The 15,248-nt window shown below is 65.1% G+C and carries 16 protein-coding genes; 10 read left to right on the top strand and 6 right to left on the bottom strand.

All coding sequences use genetic code 11. From position 1 onward, the window contains the following. Window positions 1-667, top strand: a 667-nt coding sequence (locus ACYPXD_RS29595) for a GspE/PulE family protein (RefSeq protein ID WP_459720158.1), incomplete at its 5' end; no start/stop codon positions are given. A gap of 4 nt (window positions 668-671) precedes the next feature. After that, window positions 672-1,889 carry a type II secretion system inner membrane protein GspF gene (gene gspF / locus ACYPXD_RS29600; protein ID WP_459720161.1) on the top strand — a complete coding sequence of 406 codons (1,218 nt, stop codon included), beginning with the start codon at window positions 672-674 and terminating at the stop codon, window positions 1,887-1,889. 70 nt (window positions 1,890-1,959) lie between these two features. Here gspF and ACYPXD_RS29605 read toward each other — a convergent pair whose 3' ends face one another. Then, entirely contained in the window at window positions 1,960-2,373 is a 414-nt protein-coding gene (locus ACYPXD_RS29605; protein ID WP_459720164.1) for a type II secretion system protein N, read from the bottom strand. Between the two features lie 218 nt (window positions 2,374-2,591). Between ACYPXD_RS29605 and gspG the strand changes: the two genes are divergently transcribed. From gspG to ACYPXD_RS29645, 8 genes are read left to right on the top strand one after another with little or no spacing between them, the layout of a single operon-like run. Continuing rightward, window positions 2,592-3,056 (top strand): type II secretion system major pseudopilin GspG, encoded by a 465-nt coding sequence (gene gspG / locus ACYPXD_RS29610; RefSeq protein ID WP_459720166.1) that lies wholly within the window; start codon window positions 2,592-2,594, stop codon window positions 3,054-3,056. Window positions 3,057-3,104: 48 nt separating this feature from the next. Continuing rightward, window positions 3,105-3,659: a GspH/FimT family pseudopilin gene (locus ACYPXD_RS29615; RefSeq protein ID WP_459720169.1), complete on the top strand. Its 555-nt coding sequence runs from the start codon at window positions 3,105-3,107 to the stop codon at window positions 3,657-3,659. 2 nt (window positions 3,660-3,661) lie between these two features. Continuing rightward, complete coding sequence (gspI, locus tag ACYPXD_RS29620; protein WP_459720172.1) at window positions 3,662-4,069, top strand: type II secretion system minor pseudopilin GspI; 408 nt, start codon at window positions 3,662-3,664, stop codon at window positions 4,067-4,069. After that, window positions 4,047-4,730: a PulJ/GspJ family protein gene (locus tag ACYPXD_RS29625; protein ID WP_459720175.1), complete on the top strand. Its 684-nt coding sequence runs from the start codon at window positions 4,047-4,049 to the stop codon at window positions 4,728-4,730. The genes gspI and ACYPXD_RS29625 overlap by 23 nt, the downstream gene beginning before the upstream one ends. Further along, a complete protein-coding gene (gspK, locus tag ACYPXD_RS29630; RefSeq protein WP_459720178.1) occupies window positions 4,730-5,905 on the top strand; it encodes a type II secretion system minor pseudopilin GspK in 1,176 nt (391 codons plus the stop codon). Before ACYPXD_RS29625 ends, gspK begins: the two co-directional genes overlap by 1 nt. Window positions 5,906-5,933: 28 nt before the next feature. Next, window positions 5,934-7,400, top strand: coding sequence for a type II secretion system protein GspL (gene gspL / locus ACYPXD_RS29635; RefSeq protein WP_459720181.1), 1,467 nt, complete (start codon window positions 5,934-5,936; stop codon window positions 7,398-7,400). Next, entirely contained in the window at window positions 7,397-7,900 is a 504-nt protein-coding gene (locus ACYPXD_RS29640; protein ID WP_459720184.1) for a type II secretion system protein M, read from the top strand. The genes gspL and ACYPXD_RS29640 overlap by 4 nt, the downstream gene beginning before the upstream one ends. Before the next feature lie 34 nt (window positions 7,901-7,934). Beyond that, on the top strand, window positions 7,935-8,702 hold the full coding sequence (locus ACYPXD_RS29645) for a type II secretion system protein N (protein ID WP_459720924.1): 768 nt from the start codon (window positions 7,935-7,937) through the stop codon (window positions 8,700-8,702). A 119-nt stretch (window positions 8,703-8,821) separates the two neighbouring features. Here the strand turns inward: ACYPXD_RS29645 and ACYPXD_RS29650 are convergent, their stop codons facing one another. The 5 genes from ACYPXD_RS29650 to gshA all read right to left on the bottom strand — a co-directional run bounded on the left by ACYPXD_RS29650 (window position 8,822) and on the right by gshA (window position 14,995). Then, window positions 8,822-10,426, bottom strand: coding sequence for an efflux transporter outer membrane subunit (locus tag ACYPXD_RS29650; RefSeq protein ID WP_459720187.1), 1,605 nt, complete (start codon window positions 10,424-10,426; stop codon window positions 8,822-8,824). Window positions 10,427-10,774: 348 nt separating this feature from the next. Next, on the bottom strand, window positions 10,775-11,149 hold the full coding sequence (locus ACYPXD_RS29655; RefSeq protein ID WP_459720190.1) for a hypothetical protein: 375 nt from the start codon (window positions 11,147-11,149) through the stop codon (window positions 10,775-10,777). Window positions 11,150-11,818: 669 nt separating this feature from the next. Then, on the bottom strand, window positions 11,819-12,517 hold the full coding sequence (locus ACYPXD_RS29660) for an OmpA family protein (protein ID WP_459720192.1): 699 nt from the start codon (window positions 12,515-12,517) through the stop codon (window positions 11,819-11,821). A 111-nt stretch (window positions 12,518-12,628) separates the two neighbouring features. Then, window positions 12,629-13,117: a hypothetical protein gene (locus ACYPXD_RS29665; protein WP_459720195.1), complete on the bottom strand. Its 489-nt coding sequence runs from the start codon at window positions 13,115-13,117 to the stop codon at window positions 12,629-12,631. Between the two features lie 264 nt (window positions 13,118-13,381). Next, window positions 13,382-14,995 carry a glutamate--cysteine ligase gene (gshA, locus tag ACYPXD_RS29670; RefSeq protein ID WP_459720199.1) on the bottom strand — a complete coding sequence of 538 codons (1,614 nt, stop codon included), beginning with the start codon at window positions 14,993-14,995 and terminating at the stop codon, window positions 13,382-13,384. Between the last annotated feature and the right edge of the window lie 253 nt (window positions 14,996-15,248).

Here is a 15,248-nt window from a genome sequence, read left to right on the forward strand (position 1 = left end):
AACGACCACGCTCTACGCATCGATGTCGCGCCTCGAAACGGCCACGACCAACATCATGACCGTCGAGGACCCGATTGAATACGACCTGTCCGGCATCGGCCAGACGCAGGTCAACGAGCGGATCGGCATGACGTTCGCGCGCGCCTTGCGCTCGATTTTGCGTCAGGATCCGGACGTGATCATGATCGGCGAAATCCGCGACCTCGAAACGGCGCAGATCGCGGTGCAGGCCTCGCTGACGGGCCACCTCGTGCTCGCGACGCTGCATACGAACGATGCGGCTTCGGCCGTCACGCGTCTCACCGATATGGGTGTCGAGCCCTATCTGCTGGCGTCGTCGCTGCTTGGCGTGCTTGCGCAGCGTCTCGTGCGCCGCTTGTGCCCCGTGTGCAAGGAAGAGCGCGAAGAAGACGGCCACAAGCAATGGCATCCGGTCGGTTGTGACAAATGCGGGCACTCGGGCTACGCCGGGCGGCGCGGCGTCTATGAATTGCTGCTCGTCGACGATTCGATCCGCACCCTGATCCACCGCAATGCCGCCGACGCCGAAATTCTCGATGCGGGCCGTAAGCAAGGCATGCGCACGCTGCGCGAGGACGGCGATCGCTGGCTCGCGACCGGCCTCACGTCGCTCGAAGAAGTGATTCGCGTGACGGGCGGAGCCTAAACCAATGCCTGCTTTCCGGTTCGAAGCGATCGACGCCGCGGGCAAGGCGCAAAAAGGCGTGCTCGATGCGGACAGCGCGCGCGGCGCGCGTACGCAATTGCGCACGCAGGGGCTGACGCCGCTCGTCGTCGAGCCCGCCGCAACCCGTACGCGCGGCGAACGCAGCCAGCGTTTGTCGCTGGGCCGCAAGCTGTCGCAGCGCGAGCAGGCAATTCTGACGCGCCAGCTCGCGAGCCTGCTGATCGCGGGCCTGCCGCTCGACGAAGCGCTCGCGGTGCTGACCGAGCAATCGGAGCGCGACTACATTCGCGAACTGATGGCTGCGATTCGCGCGGAAGTGCTCGGCGGCCATTCGCTGGCGAATGCGCTGTCGCAGCATCCGAAGGATTTTCCCGATATCTATCGCGCGCTGGTCGCGGCCGGCGAGCATACGGGCAAGCTCGGTCTCGTGCTGTCGCGTCTTGCGGATTACATCGAACAGCGCAATGCGCTGAAGCAGAAAATCGTGCTCGCCTTCACGTACCCGATGGTCGTCACGGTCATCGCGTTCGGCATCGTGACGTTTCTGCTCAGCTACGTGGTGCCGCAGGTCGTCAATGTATTCGCCAGCACGAAGCAGCAACTGCCGTTTCTGACGATCCTGATGATGGCGCTGTCCGGTTTCGTTCGAAGCTACTGGTGGGCGATGCTGATCGCGATCGTGGTGGTGGTCTACGTGGTGCGAGCGATTCTCAAGCAGCCTGGCCCACGCCTCGCGTTCGACCGCTGGGTATTGACCGCCCCTCTGTTCGGCAAGCTCGTGCGCGGCTACAACACGGTGCGCTTCGCGAGCACGCTTGGCATTCTGACCGCGGCCGGCGTGCCGATTCTGCGCGCGCTTCAGGCGGCCGGCGAAACGCTGAGCAACCGCGCGATGCGCACGAATATCGACGATGCGATCGTGCGCGTGCGCGAGGGTACGTCGCTGTCGCGCGCGCTCGGCAATACGAAGACGTTTCCGCCGGTGCTCGTGCACTTGATCCGTTCGGGCGAAGCGACCGGCGACGTGACGTCGATGCTCGACCGTGCGTCGGAAGGCGAATCGCGCGAACTGGAACGCCGCACGATGTTCCTCACAAGCCTGCTCGAACCGCTGCTGATTCTCGCGATGGGCGGCGTGGTGCTCGTGATCGTGCTCGCGGTAATGATGCCGATCATCGAACTGAACAACCTCGTGCAGTAAGCGCGAGGCGCTGCGCCGCGCCGGCGAGGAATCAGGCGATGCGGCGGCAAGGGTTCAGCGGCGTGTCGGTTCAGCGCACGTAGATGGTGGGCCCCGGCGCATTGGCCGGCAGGAACACTTCCGAATGCGAGCCGTTGCGATCGATGATGATCGAGCGGGCGCGCACTTCGGAGAGTTTCGCGCCTTCCATGATCGCGTTGCCGAGCGAGACCGCATGCGGCGGTTCGCCGCCCACGCTGACGATCGCGGCGGCGCCGTCGCGCAGTGCGAGGATGCCGTAGAGGCGCACGTCCTGATTGACGGTGCGGGTGAGCTGTCCGCCGAACAGCGTCGCCGCCTGATCGACCGAGACCGGCGCGCGCGCGGCGGCGGCGGGCACGGTGGGGCCGCGATGTGACGTCAGCGTGACGACCCAATAGGTTGCCGTCGCGCAGAACACGGCGAAGCACAGCAGCGAAATGAGGCGAACTTGGAGGGCTGTCATGCGCGACATTGTACGGATAAATGTGAAAGTTGCGATGGATCGAAGCCGTACGACGGCATCCCTTTAGAATGACCGGCCGCGCCACCGGAAAGTGTGCTGAAAGGGACTGCGGAAAATGCGCCGTTCACACTGAAAGGCGCAAGATGTGCGCCGGCTTGGGCGAGTTTCGCCGGGCTGGCGCGACAGCGGACAAATCAATTGGAATGAGGTAGCAAGCTATGCAAATGTGGACGAATCGCCGCACGGAAATCGTGGGCGCCCGCGCCCGTCGTCAACGGGGGTTCACGCTGATCGAAATCATGGTCGTGATCGCGATTCTCGGCATTCTCGCCGCGCTGATCGTGCCGAAGATCATGAGCCGGCCGGATGAGGCTCGCCGTGTCGCCGCGAAGCAGGACATCGGCACGATCATGCAGGCGATGAAGCTGTATCGCCTCGATAACGGCCGTTACCCGACGCAGGAGCAAGGGCTGCGCTCGCTCATCGAAAAGCCGACCACCGACCCCGTGCCGAACAACTGGAAGGACGGCGGCTATCTCGAGCGCCTGCCGAACGATCCGTGGGGCAATCAGTATCAGTACCTGAACCCCGGCGTGCACGGCGAAATCGACGTGTTCAGCTATGGCGCGGACGGCAAACCGGGCGGCGAAGGCAACGACGCCGATGTCGGTTCGTGGCAGTGACGGGCGCTGAAACTTTTACGGTCCGGTAGTCGAGTTTCGTCACGCATCATGCGTTCACTTCCCTGCCCGGCTTTCGCGTCCCGCGCTGACTCCGGCGGCGCGTGTCTGCCGTACGCGAGCCGGCCCGCCGGCCGACTCGACGGTCGAGCGCGGCGTCAGCGCGGCTTCACGCTGCTCGAGATGCTTGTCGTGCTCGTGATCGCGGGTTTGCTGATTTCGCTGGCGTCGCTGTCATTGACGCGCAATCCGCGCACCGATCTGAACGAGGAAGCGCAGCGTCTCGCGCTGCTGTTCGAATCGGCCGGCGACGAGGCGCAGGTGCGCGCCCGGCCGATCGCGTGGATGCCGCTCGAAAATGGCTTTCGCTTCGATATCCACACCGAGGACGGCTGGCGCACGCTGCGCGACGATCTGCTCGGTCCGCGCAACTGGGAAGGCGGTGTAACCGGCGTATCGATCAACTACCCGGGTTCCGACAAACAGGGCGACCGCGTCGTGTTCGGCACCGAGAGCATCGACACGCCGGTCTCGGTGACGCTCTATTCGGGCGTCGGCAGCGCGACGATCGTCGGTACCGGCAATGGCCGGTATGAGGTGCGTTGACCATGCGGCGCGCGCGTTTTTGCCATCGCGGCAGGTGCAGCAGTCGCGGCTTCACGATGATCGAAGTGCTCGTTGCGCTCGCGATCATCGCGGTGGCGTTGGCGGCATCGCTGCGCGCGGTCGGCGCCCTCGCCACCGGCGAAGCGGATTTGCATCGGCGGCTGCTGGCCGGCTGGAGTGCGGACAACACGCTGGCGCAGTTGCGGCTCACGCACGCGTGGCCCGAACTCGGTTCGCAAAGTTTCGATTGTTCGCAGGGCAACCTGCAGCTGATCTGCACGGAGAACGTCACGACGACGCCCAATCCGGTGTTTCGCCGCGTCGAGGTCGTAGTGAAGATGCCGGGCCGGGCGGGCGCGCTCGCGCAGATGGTGACGGTGGTCCCGAATGAAACAAACCGGCCGCTTTGAGCGCGGCATGAAGCCGCGGCGCGCAGTGCGCGGCTTTACGCTGATCGAGCTGCTCGTCGCGATCGCGATTCTCGCGGTGATCGCCGTGCTGTCATGGCGCGGGCTCGATCAGATCATCCGCGGCCGGCAGACGGTCACGAATGCGATGGAGGACGAGCGCGTCTTCGCGCAGCTGTTCGACCAGATGCGCATCGACGCGCGCCAGGCGGCCACCGAAGACGAAGTCGGCCAGCCGTCGGTGTCGGTGGCATCGAGCGGGCTGCAGATCGTGCGCGAGCTGTATGCGCCGGGTTCGCCGCCGCGGCTGCAGGTGGTCCGCTATCGCGTGTCCGATGGCCGCATCACGCGCTATGCGTCGCCGGCGCTGAAAAATCTTGGCGAAGTGCGGCGCGCGCTGTCCGGCGACGAGAACGGCAACTGGAGCGCGGTGCCGCTGATGGGCGGCGTCGGCATGATTACCGCGCGGATCTTTGTGACGAAGGCCGGCTGGACGACGGAGATGAAGGACGTGCAATCCGCGATGACCGAGAACGTGAACAACCTGAAAGTGCCGCAGCTCGGCAATGCGCCGATTCCGCGCGCGGTGACCGGGCTCGAGGTCAGTATCGGCGCGGCTGCGTTGAAGCGCCCGGTGACGCGGGTATTCCTCGTCGGGGAGTGATGGCCGTGATCCGCCTGCCGCGCGCGTGCCGCGTCTGTCCGAAACCGAAACCGCGAGTCGCGTCGCGACGGGCGTCGCGCGAGGGATTGCGAGCGGGAACGCGCGAGGCCGGCGCCGCGATTATCAGCGCGTTGCTGGTCGTCGCGCTGTCGGCGATTCTCGTGTCGGGCATCTTGTGGCGGCAGCAGGTGCAGGTGCGCCGCATCGAGAATCAGCGGCTGCTCGCGCAGGCGCAATGGGTCGGCCGCGGCGCGCTCGACTGGACGCGGCTCATCTTGCGCTCGGAAGCCGACACGTCGGCGGGCATCACGTATCTCGGTGGCATCTGGGGCGTGCCGATCGCAAAGACGCGTCTGTCCGATTTTCTCGGGCAAATCGGCGAAGTGCACGGTTCGGAAGGCTCGGATACCTTTCTGTCCGGCTCGATCGAAGATGCGCAGGCGAAGTTCAACCTGCGCAATCTCGTCTCGAACGCGACGCCGGGCATGCTGCAACTGAACCTGCAGCAGATCGAAGTGTTTCAGCGGCTGCTCTCCACGCTGGGCTTGAACAGCCAGCTGGCGAAAAATGCCGCGCTGCAGATGCGTGCGAGCCTCCAGCATTCGGCGACGCGTTTTCAGTCGACCAACCCGACGAATCCCACCGCCGTGCCGGGCGCGGCCAGTGCGCCGGTGGTGACGGGCGGCGCCGCGGGCGGCGAGTACACGGACAACCCGGGGTTATCGGATTCCGACTCCAATCCCTCGGTCGCGCCGCTGCAAATGACGAGCGTTGATTCGCTGCTCGACGTGCCGGGCTTCACGCCCGAGATGGTCCAGCGCCTGCGCCCGTTCGTCACGATCCTGCCGACGGTGACGGCGGTCAACATGAACACCGCGCCCGCGGAAGTGATCGCCGCGATCATACCGGGCATGAACGTCTCCAGCGCGCAGGCGCTCGTCGCGCGCCGCGAAACGGTGTTCTTTCACAATGTCGCCGACGTGCAGCTCGCGCTCAGCGCGGCCGGTGTGCCGGCCGCGGTGTTCGACCCGGGCCAGATGGACGTCAATTCGAGTTACTTCGTCGTGCACGGACGCGTGCAGCACGAACGCGCCGAGGTGGATCGCACGACGCTCGTCTATCGCGACGCGCTGACTCATACGACGCGTATCGTACGGGAGCGGGACCAATTATGAATAACGCCTTTCCCAAAGAGAGTGGGCCTTGAGCACGCTGATCGTTCTATTGCCGCCGCGTGATCCGGCGGTGCCGTCGCAGGAATGGCAACTGCCGGAGATGCCGTTTCTGCTTATCGACAAGTCGGGGCGCACGATGCGCGCCGGCGAGGCGTCGCTGGCGCTGTTGCCGCGCGCGTCGTCGACGGTGCTGATGGTCGCGGCGCGCGACCTGCTGATGATGGCTACCGCCGTGCCGGCATTGAAAGGGCCGCGGCTGCGCCAGGCGTTGCCGAACGTCGTCGAGGATCAACTGATCCAGGATCCGCAGACGTGCCATATCGCGATCGATGCGCAGCCGCTCGCCGACGGCCGGCGTCTGCTTGCGATCGTCGATCGCGGGTGGTTCCGGTTTATTCACGAGGCGTTTGTCGGCGCCGGACACCGGAACTTGCGCGCCGTGCCGGTCACATCGTGTTTGCCGCAGCGGCAGTCGGCAACAGCGGCGGACGATGCGCTCGCCGAGGCGATGTCGGAAGCGCATGCCGAGGTCGATGCGGATGGACTGCCGATTTCTGGCGGTGCTCATGCTTCCGGTGCTTCCGGCGTTTCCACTGCCGACGCAACAGCCGACGCGTCCGCGCCGTCGCGTGAGCCGATCGTCGCCGCATTGCTAGGCGAGGCCGCGCAGTCCTCGCCCGCGTTGCTGCTGGGCGATGTGCCGCAGGACGCGCCGGCGCCGCGTGTCGAACTCGCGATCGCGCGCGGGCGCATCGGTGAAGGTCTCGCGGTGCCGGCGGGCGCGGTCGGCGCGACGCTCGCCGCACTGGCCGGCGACAGGCCGCTCACGTTCTATGCGCTGACCGGCCTGCCCGGCAGCGAGCCGCATGTGACGTCGCTCGCGGCGGCCGGCGCGCCGATGCAGCGCGCCATCGATAGCGCCGCGCACCAGGCGAGCGCGCATCCGCTGACATTCGAAACGCTCGCGCAGCGCGCGCTCGAATGCCGCTTCGACTTGTGCCAGTTCGAGTTCACGTCGCAGCCGTGGCGGCTCGATCGTGCGACGCTGCGCCGCCTGCGCGCGCCGATCGCGCTCGTCGCCGCTGCTGCGCTCGTTGCGATCATCGGTGCGAACGTGCAGTGGCTGATCCTTGCGCGCCAGCGCGATGCCATCAATGCGCAGATGACCGAGGCGCTGCTCAACGCGTTCCCGAAGACGACCGTCGTGCTCGACGCACCCGGTCAGATGACGCGGCAATTGCAGCAGTTGCGCGTGGCCGCGGGCGAGCTGTCGCCGGAAGACTTCCTGTCGCTCGCGGACGGCCTCGCGCGTTCGCTCGGGCCGTTGCCCGTCAACGGGCTCGCCGCGCTCGACTACCAGAACCACCGTCTCGACGTGACGTTCAAGCCCCAGGTGAAAGTCGATGCGGACTTTGGCCAGCGCCTCGCACGCAACGGGTTGAACGGCGCCATCGATAGCAACACGGGCAAGTGGACCATCAGGAGCGGACAATGAAAGAACAACTGCTCGAAGCATGGGCCGGCTTTTGGGGCGCGCGCAACGCACGCGAAAAAGCGCTACTGACGTGGGGCTCGGTGGTGCTGGTCATCGTGATCGCGTGGTCGGTGTTGTGGTCGCCCGCGCAGGAAGGCCGCGCGCGTCTGCTCGAAACGCTGCCCGCCTTGCAGCGGCAGCTCGCGCAAATGACGGGGCAAGCCAACGAGGCGCGCGCGCTTGCCGGCGTCGCGCAAGGCGTCGCGCCGACCGGCGGCGCGCTCAAGGATGCGCTTACCACTTCGCTCAGCGACCACGGCTTGAACACGACGCAGGTGCAGGTCATCGGCAATGCCGTGCAGATCCAGCTGAAGAACGCGTCGTTTCCCGCGTGGACCGCGTGGCTCGACGAGGTGCGCCGCCAGTTCAAGGTGCAGGTGTCCGAAGCCCATGTGACCGCGCTGAAGGAAGACGGCCAGGTCGATCTGACCGCGTCGCTGCAGCCGGCGACCATCAAGTGACCCGCCGCGGATAACGTCTGTGAAGAATCTCTGGATGCGCCGCATCGGCGCTGCGTTGCCGTGGGTGATCGTCGCGCTGCTCTCGTGCGGCGCGGTGCTGCTCGTCACGCTGCCGGCCGCCTGGATCACGCCGCAATTCGCGAAGGCGACGCATGGGCACGTGAACCTGATCGAGCCCGACGGATCGCTGTGGCAGGGCTCGGCGGTGCTGATGCTGGCTGCCGGCACCGACGGCGGCGGCGCGACGCTGCTGCCCGGGCGCATCGAATGGCGCACGTCGTTCTGGCCGCTCTTCACGGGCCGCGTGCGCATGCAGATGCGGCAGACCGATGCGATGCCCGACGCGGTTCAGGTCGACGTGTCGCGCCTCGGCGCCACCATGACGGCGGGCGCGATTCAGGTGCCGGCGTCGCTGCTCGCCGGGCTCGGCGCGCCGTTCAATACGCTGAACCTGCAAGGCGAGGTGCGGCTGTCGTGGACCGACTGGCGCAGCTTCGGCCGCGACGCGTTCGGGCAGCTCTCGGTGCTGCTCAATGAAATGAGTTCGAGCGTGTCGCGTGTGAAGCCGCTCGGGTCGTATCGCGTCGTGATTCAGGCACAGGGCGCGGCGGCGACCGTCGATCTGTCGACATTGAAGGGGCCGTTGCTGCTGAATGGACGCGGCTCGTTCGGCGGGCGCTCGACATCGTTTCAGGGCACCGCGAGCGCGACGCCCGATCAGCTCGATAATCTCGCGGGGCTGTTGAATCTGATCGGGCCGCCAGTGGGGAAAGGGACGGTTTCGCTCGATTTCACGCATTGAGGCGCGCGTAGGAAGCGGCTTGTGGGTTGCTGGCCGCTTCGTACGCGTTGCTGCGCTTGCGCTTGCCGTGTCGTTTCGCCACGGCGCCTTTGTTTCCAACCTTCCGAGCGGGTTGGTCGTTAGTCGTTGTGTACTTCGCCCGCGGCAGCGCCCTTCTGCGCGACCGGCGCTGAACCCATCGCCGCCTGCGGCGCCGATGCGCCCGCTGCCGGAACAGGCGCGGGCGCCGCTACCCCGCCATCTTCGCGATTCATCTGCGCGACATCCCAGCCGCCGCCGAGCGCCTTCACGAGTCCAGCCGACGAGACCATCCGCTGACCCGCGATGCTCGCGAGCTTTTGCTCCGCGGTAAACGCGGTGGTCTGCGCGGTCAGCACGTTCAGATAGTCGACGGTGCCGGCCTTGTACTCGTTTGTGACGATCGCGAGCGCCTGCTGCGCCGACTGCACGGCCTGCTGCTGCACGACGATTTCCCTGCCGAGAATGCGCAGCGACGCGAGGTTGTCTTCGACGTCCTGGAATGCGGTCAGCACCGTTTGCCGATAGGTGGCCACGCTCTGGTCGTAGGCTGCGCGTGCCGCGTCGGTCTGCGCGCCGCGCAGGCCGAAGTCGAATAGTGTCGCCGCGAGTTGCGGACCCACCGTCCAGAAGCGCGACGGCGCCGTGAGGAGCTGCGAGAAGACCGAGCTTTCGAAGCCGCCGCTCGCGGAAAACGTGAGCGTCGGGAAGTAGGCGGCGATCGCGATGCCGATCTGCTCGTTCGCGGCCGCGGCCTTGCGCTCGGCCGACGCGATGTCGGGCCGCCGCTCGAGCAGCGCCGACGGCAGCTGCGCGGGCACGTCGGGCGGGGTCGCATCGAGCGGCGCCGGCGGCAGCGAAAACGTCGAGGCGGGCTCGCCGACCAGCACCGCAATCGCATGCTCGTTCTGCGCGCGCGCGACGCCGTTGTCGATTGCCGCGGCCTGGGCGGACTGCAGCTGCGTTTGCGCCTGAATCACATCCGAGCGCGCGGCGACGCCTTGCGCGTAGCGGTTTTGCGTCAATTGCAGCGACTTCTCGAACGAGACGACGGTATCGTCGAGCAGTTTTTGCTGCGAATCGAGCGAGCGCAGCGTGAAGTAGGTTTGCGCGAGCGTGCCCTGCGCGGACAGGCGCGCGTTCGCGAGATCGGCGGCGGCGCCCTGCTGCCCTGCTTTTTCTGCGGCCACCGTGCGGCTCACCTGGCCCCACAGATCCGGCTCCCAGGTCGCGTCGGCGGACAGGCGGAAGCTATTGGTGATCGAGCCCGACGAGCCGACCGAGCCGGTGCCGGTGACAAAGCCACCGCTGCGTGACGGGGACTGCTGCCGTTCGCCGCTGCCATTCAGCGTGATTACTGGAAAGTAGGCCGAGCGCGCTTCCGCGACAAGCGCGCGCGCCTGCCGGTAGGCGGCGGCGAACTGCGCGATCGACTGGTTCGACGCATTGAGCTTGTCTTCGAGCGCGTTGAGCTGCGCGTCGTGATAGATGGTCCACCACGGGCCGCGATCGTGCTGATCGTTCGGTTGCGCAATCTTCCAGCCTTCCGCGGCTTCCTTGTAGGACGCCGGAATTTCCGTGGTCGGCCGTTTGTAGTCGGGGCCGACCGCACAACCGGCCAGCATCGCGGCGAGCGCCACGGCGACGGCGATCGTCATGGCGCGAGGCGCGGCGGCGCTACGGCGCGTCGTGAAATCGGACTGCATGCAAATGAATTCCTCGAATTCCTGTCGATTCGGCCCGCGGATGACGCAAAAGGGCCGGCGGTTGCGCGTGGTCTGCTGCTTGAAGATGAATATCGGGCATGAACGAAGCCGCAGCGTGAGCTGGGCCGCGATGCGCGACCGCTAGCTTACTGCGCCTCGCCCGGAGACAGAAGAGTAATGCGGTGAGCCTTGCAGATGTGTTACGGAGGGTGTTCGCAAGGTTACGTGTCGTTACTGCGGCGGACGCGGACGACGCGAGGCGGCCGACGAACACGGCCTGGCGGCGTGTTTATCGACCGTTGACTCGTGTGGCAGCGGCGGAGATAGCAGCGGACAACGGCGGCCGGTTCAGGCGCGAAGATCCGCCGAGCCCTGGCGGGCTTGCTTGCCGGCCGCAGCGCGGCAAGCGGGTGCGTCGGAGCGCGACTGGCAGATGACGGCGCCCGGCGCGATGCTTTTCAGGGCCGACGGCGCTTTCGCCTTCACGGATGACGTAACCAGCAGCGCGACCGGCCTGACCGTTGCGGTGGCCTTGCCACTGCGCCGCGCGCGCCGGTGATCGATCCACGCGAGAAACAACACCCCAAGCGATCCGCCCGGCAGCACGAAGACGACTGCATAGAGCGCGAGTTTCCACCAGCGATACGGCTTCTGAAAATTGAGCAGCGCGGAATCGATGAGGGAGCGGCTCAGGCCGCCAAGGGTGTTTTTCAGGTACAGCATCGCGGGATTTCCTCTGCGGCCGGCACGGGCGGGCGCGCTTTGAAGCGGTCAGAACATGGTCTCGAATGGCGCGGATCGCGCGTAACTCGTTGACTGACATAATATTGACTATGCAATTAAGTTTCAACATAGTTCGTGCGAGACCCCTGATCGAGTGTTGTTTTTCTGTCGGACGCTTTGAGGCAGGTTCGTCTTCTGTCTGGCGCCATAGGCGCGCAAAGGCGCACCCGATTTCATGCATTATTTGCAGGTTAAGCGACCTTTTGGCGAAATATATCTCTCAATATGCAAACCATGATGACTGAATGTGAGTGTTCGCTAACAACACGGACGTGCCAAGCATCGGAGAAGGCAGCATTTAGGCGTAGATTGAGGCGGCTGACGCAACAGTGATTTGCGCCGGGCGTCGCGCGGTGACGCAGCTGACCAAGGCGGCAAAATCCAAGACATGAGCCGTCTTTTGATTGCCTAGGCATGAATGCTATCGTGCGTATTTGCGCATCCTATCGATGGACGCGGCACTCGCGAAGGCGTCCGGGACGCGCCCGACGCAAACCCTGCAGACGAAAAAAAACGGCATCGGCTGAATGCCGATGCCGCCGCACAATACGGGTCCGGGGAACGACGGCCCGCTTTTTCTGGCGGAAAAGAAACGCGAAGTCGTTCGAGTTACTGGCCGTCGACCTGGATCTCGACACGGCGATTCTTGGCGCGGCCCGCAGCCGTCGCATTCGTATCGACCGGCGAGGCGCTGCCGTAGCCGTTCACGCTGTAATTCGCGGCGCGCAAGCCGTGCGAGCCGAGATACGCCTGAACCGAGCGCGCGCGGGCTGCCGACAGTCGCTCGTTGAGCGCGGCGGAACCGGTCGAGTCGGTGTAGCCGGCGATCGTCAGTTGCTGGATATCGACGCCGCGGTTGGCCGCGATAAATTCGTCGAGGTTCGCCCTGGCGGCGGGCGTCAGCGTCGCGCTATTGGTGGCGAAGTTCGCGTCGCCTTGCAGCGTCACCTTGCGTGCCGGCGCGGGCGCCGGTTGCGGAGCCGGCTGCGGCGCCGCTTGCGGGGCGGGCTGCTGCACGACCGGCGTCGCGCAAGTGAAGAGAATTTCACGCGGATCGTTTTCGGGCTTGTAGCCGGAGATCGCGCGATCGGTAGCGGATACACGCAACGCCTGCTTGTCGCCGCAAACATTGCGCACCTGGTCCATACAGCTTTCGGTCGTCTCGGCGAGGCCCAGACACTGCACGCGATGCGCCTGCGTGCCGTTGGCCAACGTAATCACGTCGTTGTTATAGGTCAGGCCTGATGATGTGGTGCAGCCAGCCGCGAGTGCGACGCATGCGGCCGCGAAGAAAAGTCGGATATACATGGGAGCTTCTCGATGGAATTGAGGGTGACCGAACGATAAATTCGGTCATCGTCATCTCCAATCGGAGAAGTCTTAAAGCATCCCTATAAAGCCGCGCGATGCGCGTGTTGATTACTGCGAGACAGGCTCGCCCGTAGGCGATGGCATCGTCTGTCCAGGCATCGCGTCGGCAGGCTGCGTCGACGTACGTTCTTGCGTCGTGACGTTCGGGTTTGTGCTGCTGCCGCGCACGAACTGCTTGAAGTCCGCGCCTGCTTCCCATGGATTCGGTTTGCAGCCGAGCGAACTGTCGCAATGCGCGGAGAAGCCGATCGTCGATGTGCCGTCGTTGTTCGACGTCTTCGTGATCTGATAAGCGAGCTCGCGCTTGCCGCCGTCAGGGCCTGCAGTTTGTATCAGCGAATCGGTCGTCGTCGTTACGTCGTAGCGCGAATGATCGCTGACCCAGGTTCGCGCGCGTTGCCACCATGTGTCGCATTCGGCTTTCGTCGAGCACGTGAGCGGCGCGGTGGCGATCTGCATCACGTCGGGGTTCACCTGCCCGCGCGTCGAGCATCCGGCGGCGAGCACGCACAACACGGCCAATAGACCTTTTTTCATCGCATCCTTCCTCCCTGAACGATGCACGCCTGCGACGCGAGCTTCATGCGCGCGCCGCAGATCGGTCGCAATACTGCAACACAGGTTGGACCCGCGCGCGCCGAGCGTGTTTCATGCGATCGAATACGTTTGGGGCTTCGCTTCGATGCCCGCATTTGACGCGTGCCGCAGCGGTGAAATTCTTGCTGATCAGCGCGCGCCCGCGAGGTCGAAACGGGTAGACGTTACCTCGCGAAATGCTTGCGCATTTTCTTTAGGTCCACGTCAGACGCTGAAACGGTTCAACGTGTACGCGCGATATGCTGCGACGAACGCATCGAATGAGCCCACCTCTTCGCGCTCGAGTTTTTCCTGTGCGGCGAGTGACTCCACGGCGAGCGTCTCGAACTCTTTCATCGAGGCAGCATCGAGCGGCCGCGCGCGGAAGTACGCCGCATGCGCTTCGCTTTGCTCGAGCCCGAACGCAAGGAAACCCTGCTGCTTGTCGCGCATCGTTTGCAGCACGCGCGCCGAAGGCGTCAACGATGGATCTGCGAGCTTCGCACGCTGCGCAGCGACCGCGCGCGCATGACTGTCGCCGCCCTGAACAGCATCGAGCGTGGTGGCCGCGATGGCGATGCGGTCGAGCAAGGTGTTCGCCCAATCCATCATCGCAACGGGCTGACCATCGCGCATCAGCTCGAGTCCCGGCTTGCGGCCTTCCGTTGTGACGAGGCAGAAGTTGCGGTTCGCTTCCGTATAGGCGGGCGGCGGCAACGGCGCGCTGTCTTCCAGTGCGCAGACGAGCAGATACGCATCGAGAAAGCGCGCGGCTTCGAGCGACAGGCCGGTCGGTTCGAACGGATCGATATCCATGCAACGGACTTCGACGTATTGCACGCCGCGTGCGGCAAGGGCATGCAGCGGGCGCTCGCCGGAGTACGTGACGCGCTTCGGGCGGATCGTCGAGTAGAACTCGTTTTCGATCTGCAGCACGTTCGTGTTGATCTGCACCCACTCGCCGTTGCGCTTCGTGCCGATTGCTTCGTACTGCGGATAAGGCTGGCTGACCGCTTCGGCGAGCGCTTCGAGATAGCCGGAGAGCGTGTCGTAGTCGGCATGAAGCGCGGACTGGCCGGTCGTGTTCGAGTAACCGAGGTCGCTCATCCGCAGGCTCGTTGCGTACGGGCGATAGAACGTGTCGGCGTCGAATGCTTCGAGTGTATGCGGGCGGTTGCGCAGGAAGCGCTTGTCGAGAGCCGGCGACGCGCCGAACAGATACATGAGCAGCCAGCTCGTGCGACGGAAATTGCGGATCAGCGCGAGATAGCGTTCGGACTGGAAATCGACCGCGGTTGCGGTGGATTGCTGATCGACCTGCAGCAGACGCCACACTTCTTCGTTCAGCGAATAGTTGTAGTGGATGCCGGCGATGCATTGCATCGTGCGCCCGTAGCGCAGAGCGAGGCCGACGCGATACACGTACTTCAGCTTGCCGATATTCGACGTGCCGTAGTGCGCGATCGGAATCTCGTCGTCTTCCGGCAAGAGCCCGGGCATCGAGTTGTTCCACAGGATCTCGTCGCCGAGCTTGGCGAAGACGAAGCGATGCAGCGTATCGAGTTGCTCGAGCGCGAGCGACGCGTCGTGCTCGGCGGGCGTGATGAGCTCGAGCAGCGCTTCCGAATAGTCGGTGGTCAGCGACGGGTGCGTGAGCGCGGAACCGAGCACTCGAGGATGCGATGTCGTCGCGAGACGACTGTCGTGGGTGACACGCAGACTTTCTTTTTCGATGCCGCGCAGGCCCGTCGTCAGCGCGTCGCGCTGCGGGCCGGAAGTCAGCACGGACAGACGGTGTAGCAGCGCGTCGGTCGTGCGCGGAGATTTCGTGTTTGGCATTGAATGATGTCGCGCGCTGCTGGTGGTATACCCGGCTACCGCGTGCACGATGCGGTTGATCACGCGCGGCGTAATTTTCAGTAGCGGGCACTTTAACATCTCGCCACGACGGCTGCTTGACCCGACTTTGCGCGCTGTCGAAGCGACTCGAAGGGCGGCGCGATTCGCGTTGAATGGAGCGTTGGCCGGGCGCCGGGTCAGGCGTTCGCGGTCTGTCTACTGTACGCCGCGGGTGGGGTCGCGGGTGGGTCGC

The organism is Paraburkholderia sp. 2C (assembly GCF_054589215.1).

What these genes read in the sequence shown, in the direction of transcription:
- gspF (WP_459720161.1), top strand. Translation starts at nt 672, where the DNA reads ATGCCTGCTTTCCGGTTCGAAGCGATCGACGCCGCGGGCAAGGCGCAA.
- ACYPXD_RS29605 (WP_459720164.1), bottom strand. Translation starts at nt 2,373, where the DNA reads ATGACAGCCCTCCAAGTTCGCCTCATTTCGCTGCTGTGCTTCGCCGTG.
- gspG (WP_459720166.1), top strand. Translation starts at nt 2,592, where the DNA reads ATGCAAATGTGGACGAATCGCCGCACGGAAATCGTGGGCGCCCGCGCC.
- ACYPXD_RS29615 (WP_459720169.1), top strand. Translation starts at nt 3,105, where the DNA reads ATGCGTTCACTTCCCTGCCCGGCTTTCGCGTCCCGCGCTGACTCCGGC.
- gspI (WP_459720172.1), top strand. Translation starts at nt 3,662, where the DNA reads ATGCGGCGCGCGCGTTTTTGCCATCGCGGCAGGTGCAGCAGTCGCGGC.
- ACYPXD_RS29625 (WP_459720175.1), top strand. Translation starts at nt 4,047, where the DNA reads ATGAAACAAACCGGCCGCTTTGAGCGCGGCATGAAGCCGCGGCGCGCA.
- gspK (WP_459720178.1), top strand. Translation starts at nt 4,730, where the DNA reads ATGGCCGTGATCCGCCTGCCGCGCGCGTGCCGCGTCTGTCCGAAACCG.
- ACYPXD_RS29640 (WP_459720184.1), top strand. Translation starts at nt 7,397, where the DNA reads ATGAAAGAACAACTGCTCGAAGCATGGGCCGGCTTTTGGGGCGCGCGC.
- ACYPXD_RS29645 (WP_459720924.1), top strand. Translation starts at nt 7,935, where the DNA reads ATGCGCCGCATCGGCGCTGCGTTGCCGTGGGTGATCGTCGCGCTGCTC.
- ACYPXD_RS29650 (WP_459720187.1), bottom strand. Translation starts at nt 10,426, where the DNA reads ATGCAGTCCGATTTCACGACGCGCCGTAGCGCCGCCGCGCCTCGCGCC.
- ACYPXD_RS29655 (WP_459720190.1), bottom strand. Translation starts at nt 11,149, where the DNA reads ATGCTGTACCTGAAAAACACCCTTGGCGGCCTGAGCCGCTCCCTCATC.
- ACYPXD_RS29660 (WP_459720192.1), bottom strand. Translation starts at nt 12,517, where the DNA reads ATGTATATCCGACTTTTCTTCGCGGCCGCATGCGTCGCACTCGCGGCT.
- ACYPXD_RS29665 (WP_459720195.1), bottom strand. Translation starts at nt 13,117, where the DNA reads ATGAAAAAAGGTCTATTGGCCGTGTTGTGCGTGCTCGCCGCCGGATGC.
- gshA (WP_459720199.1), bottom strand. Translation starts at nt 14,995, where the DNA reads ATGCCAAACACGAAATCTCCGCGCACGACCGACGCGCTGCTACACCGT.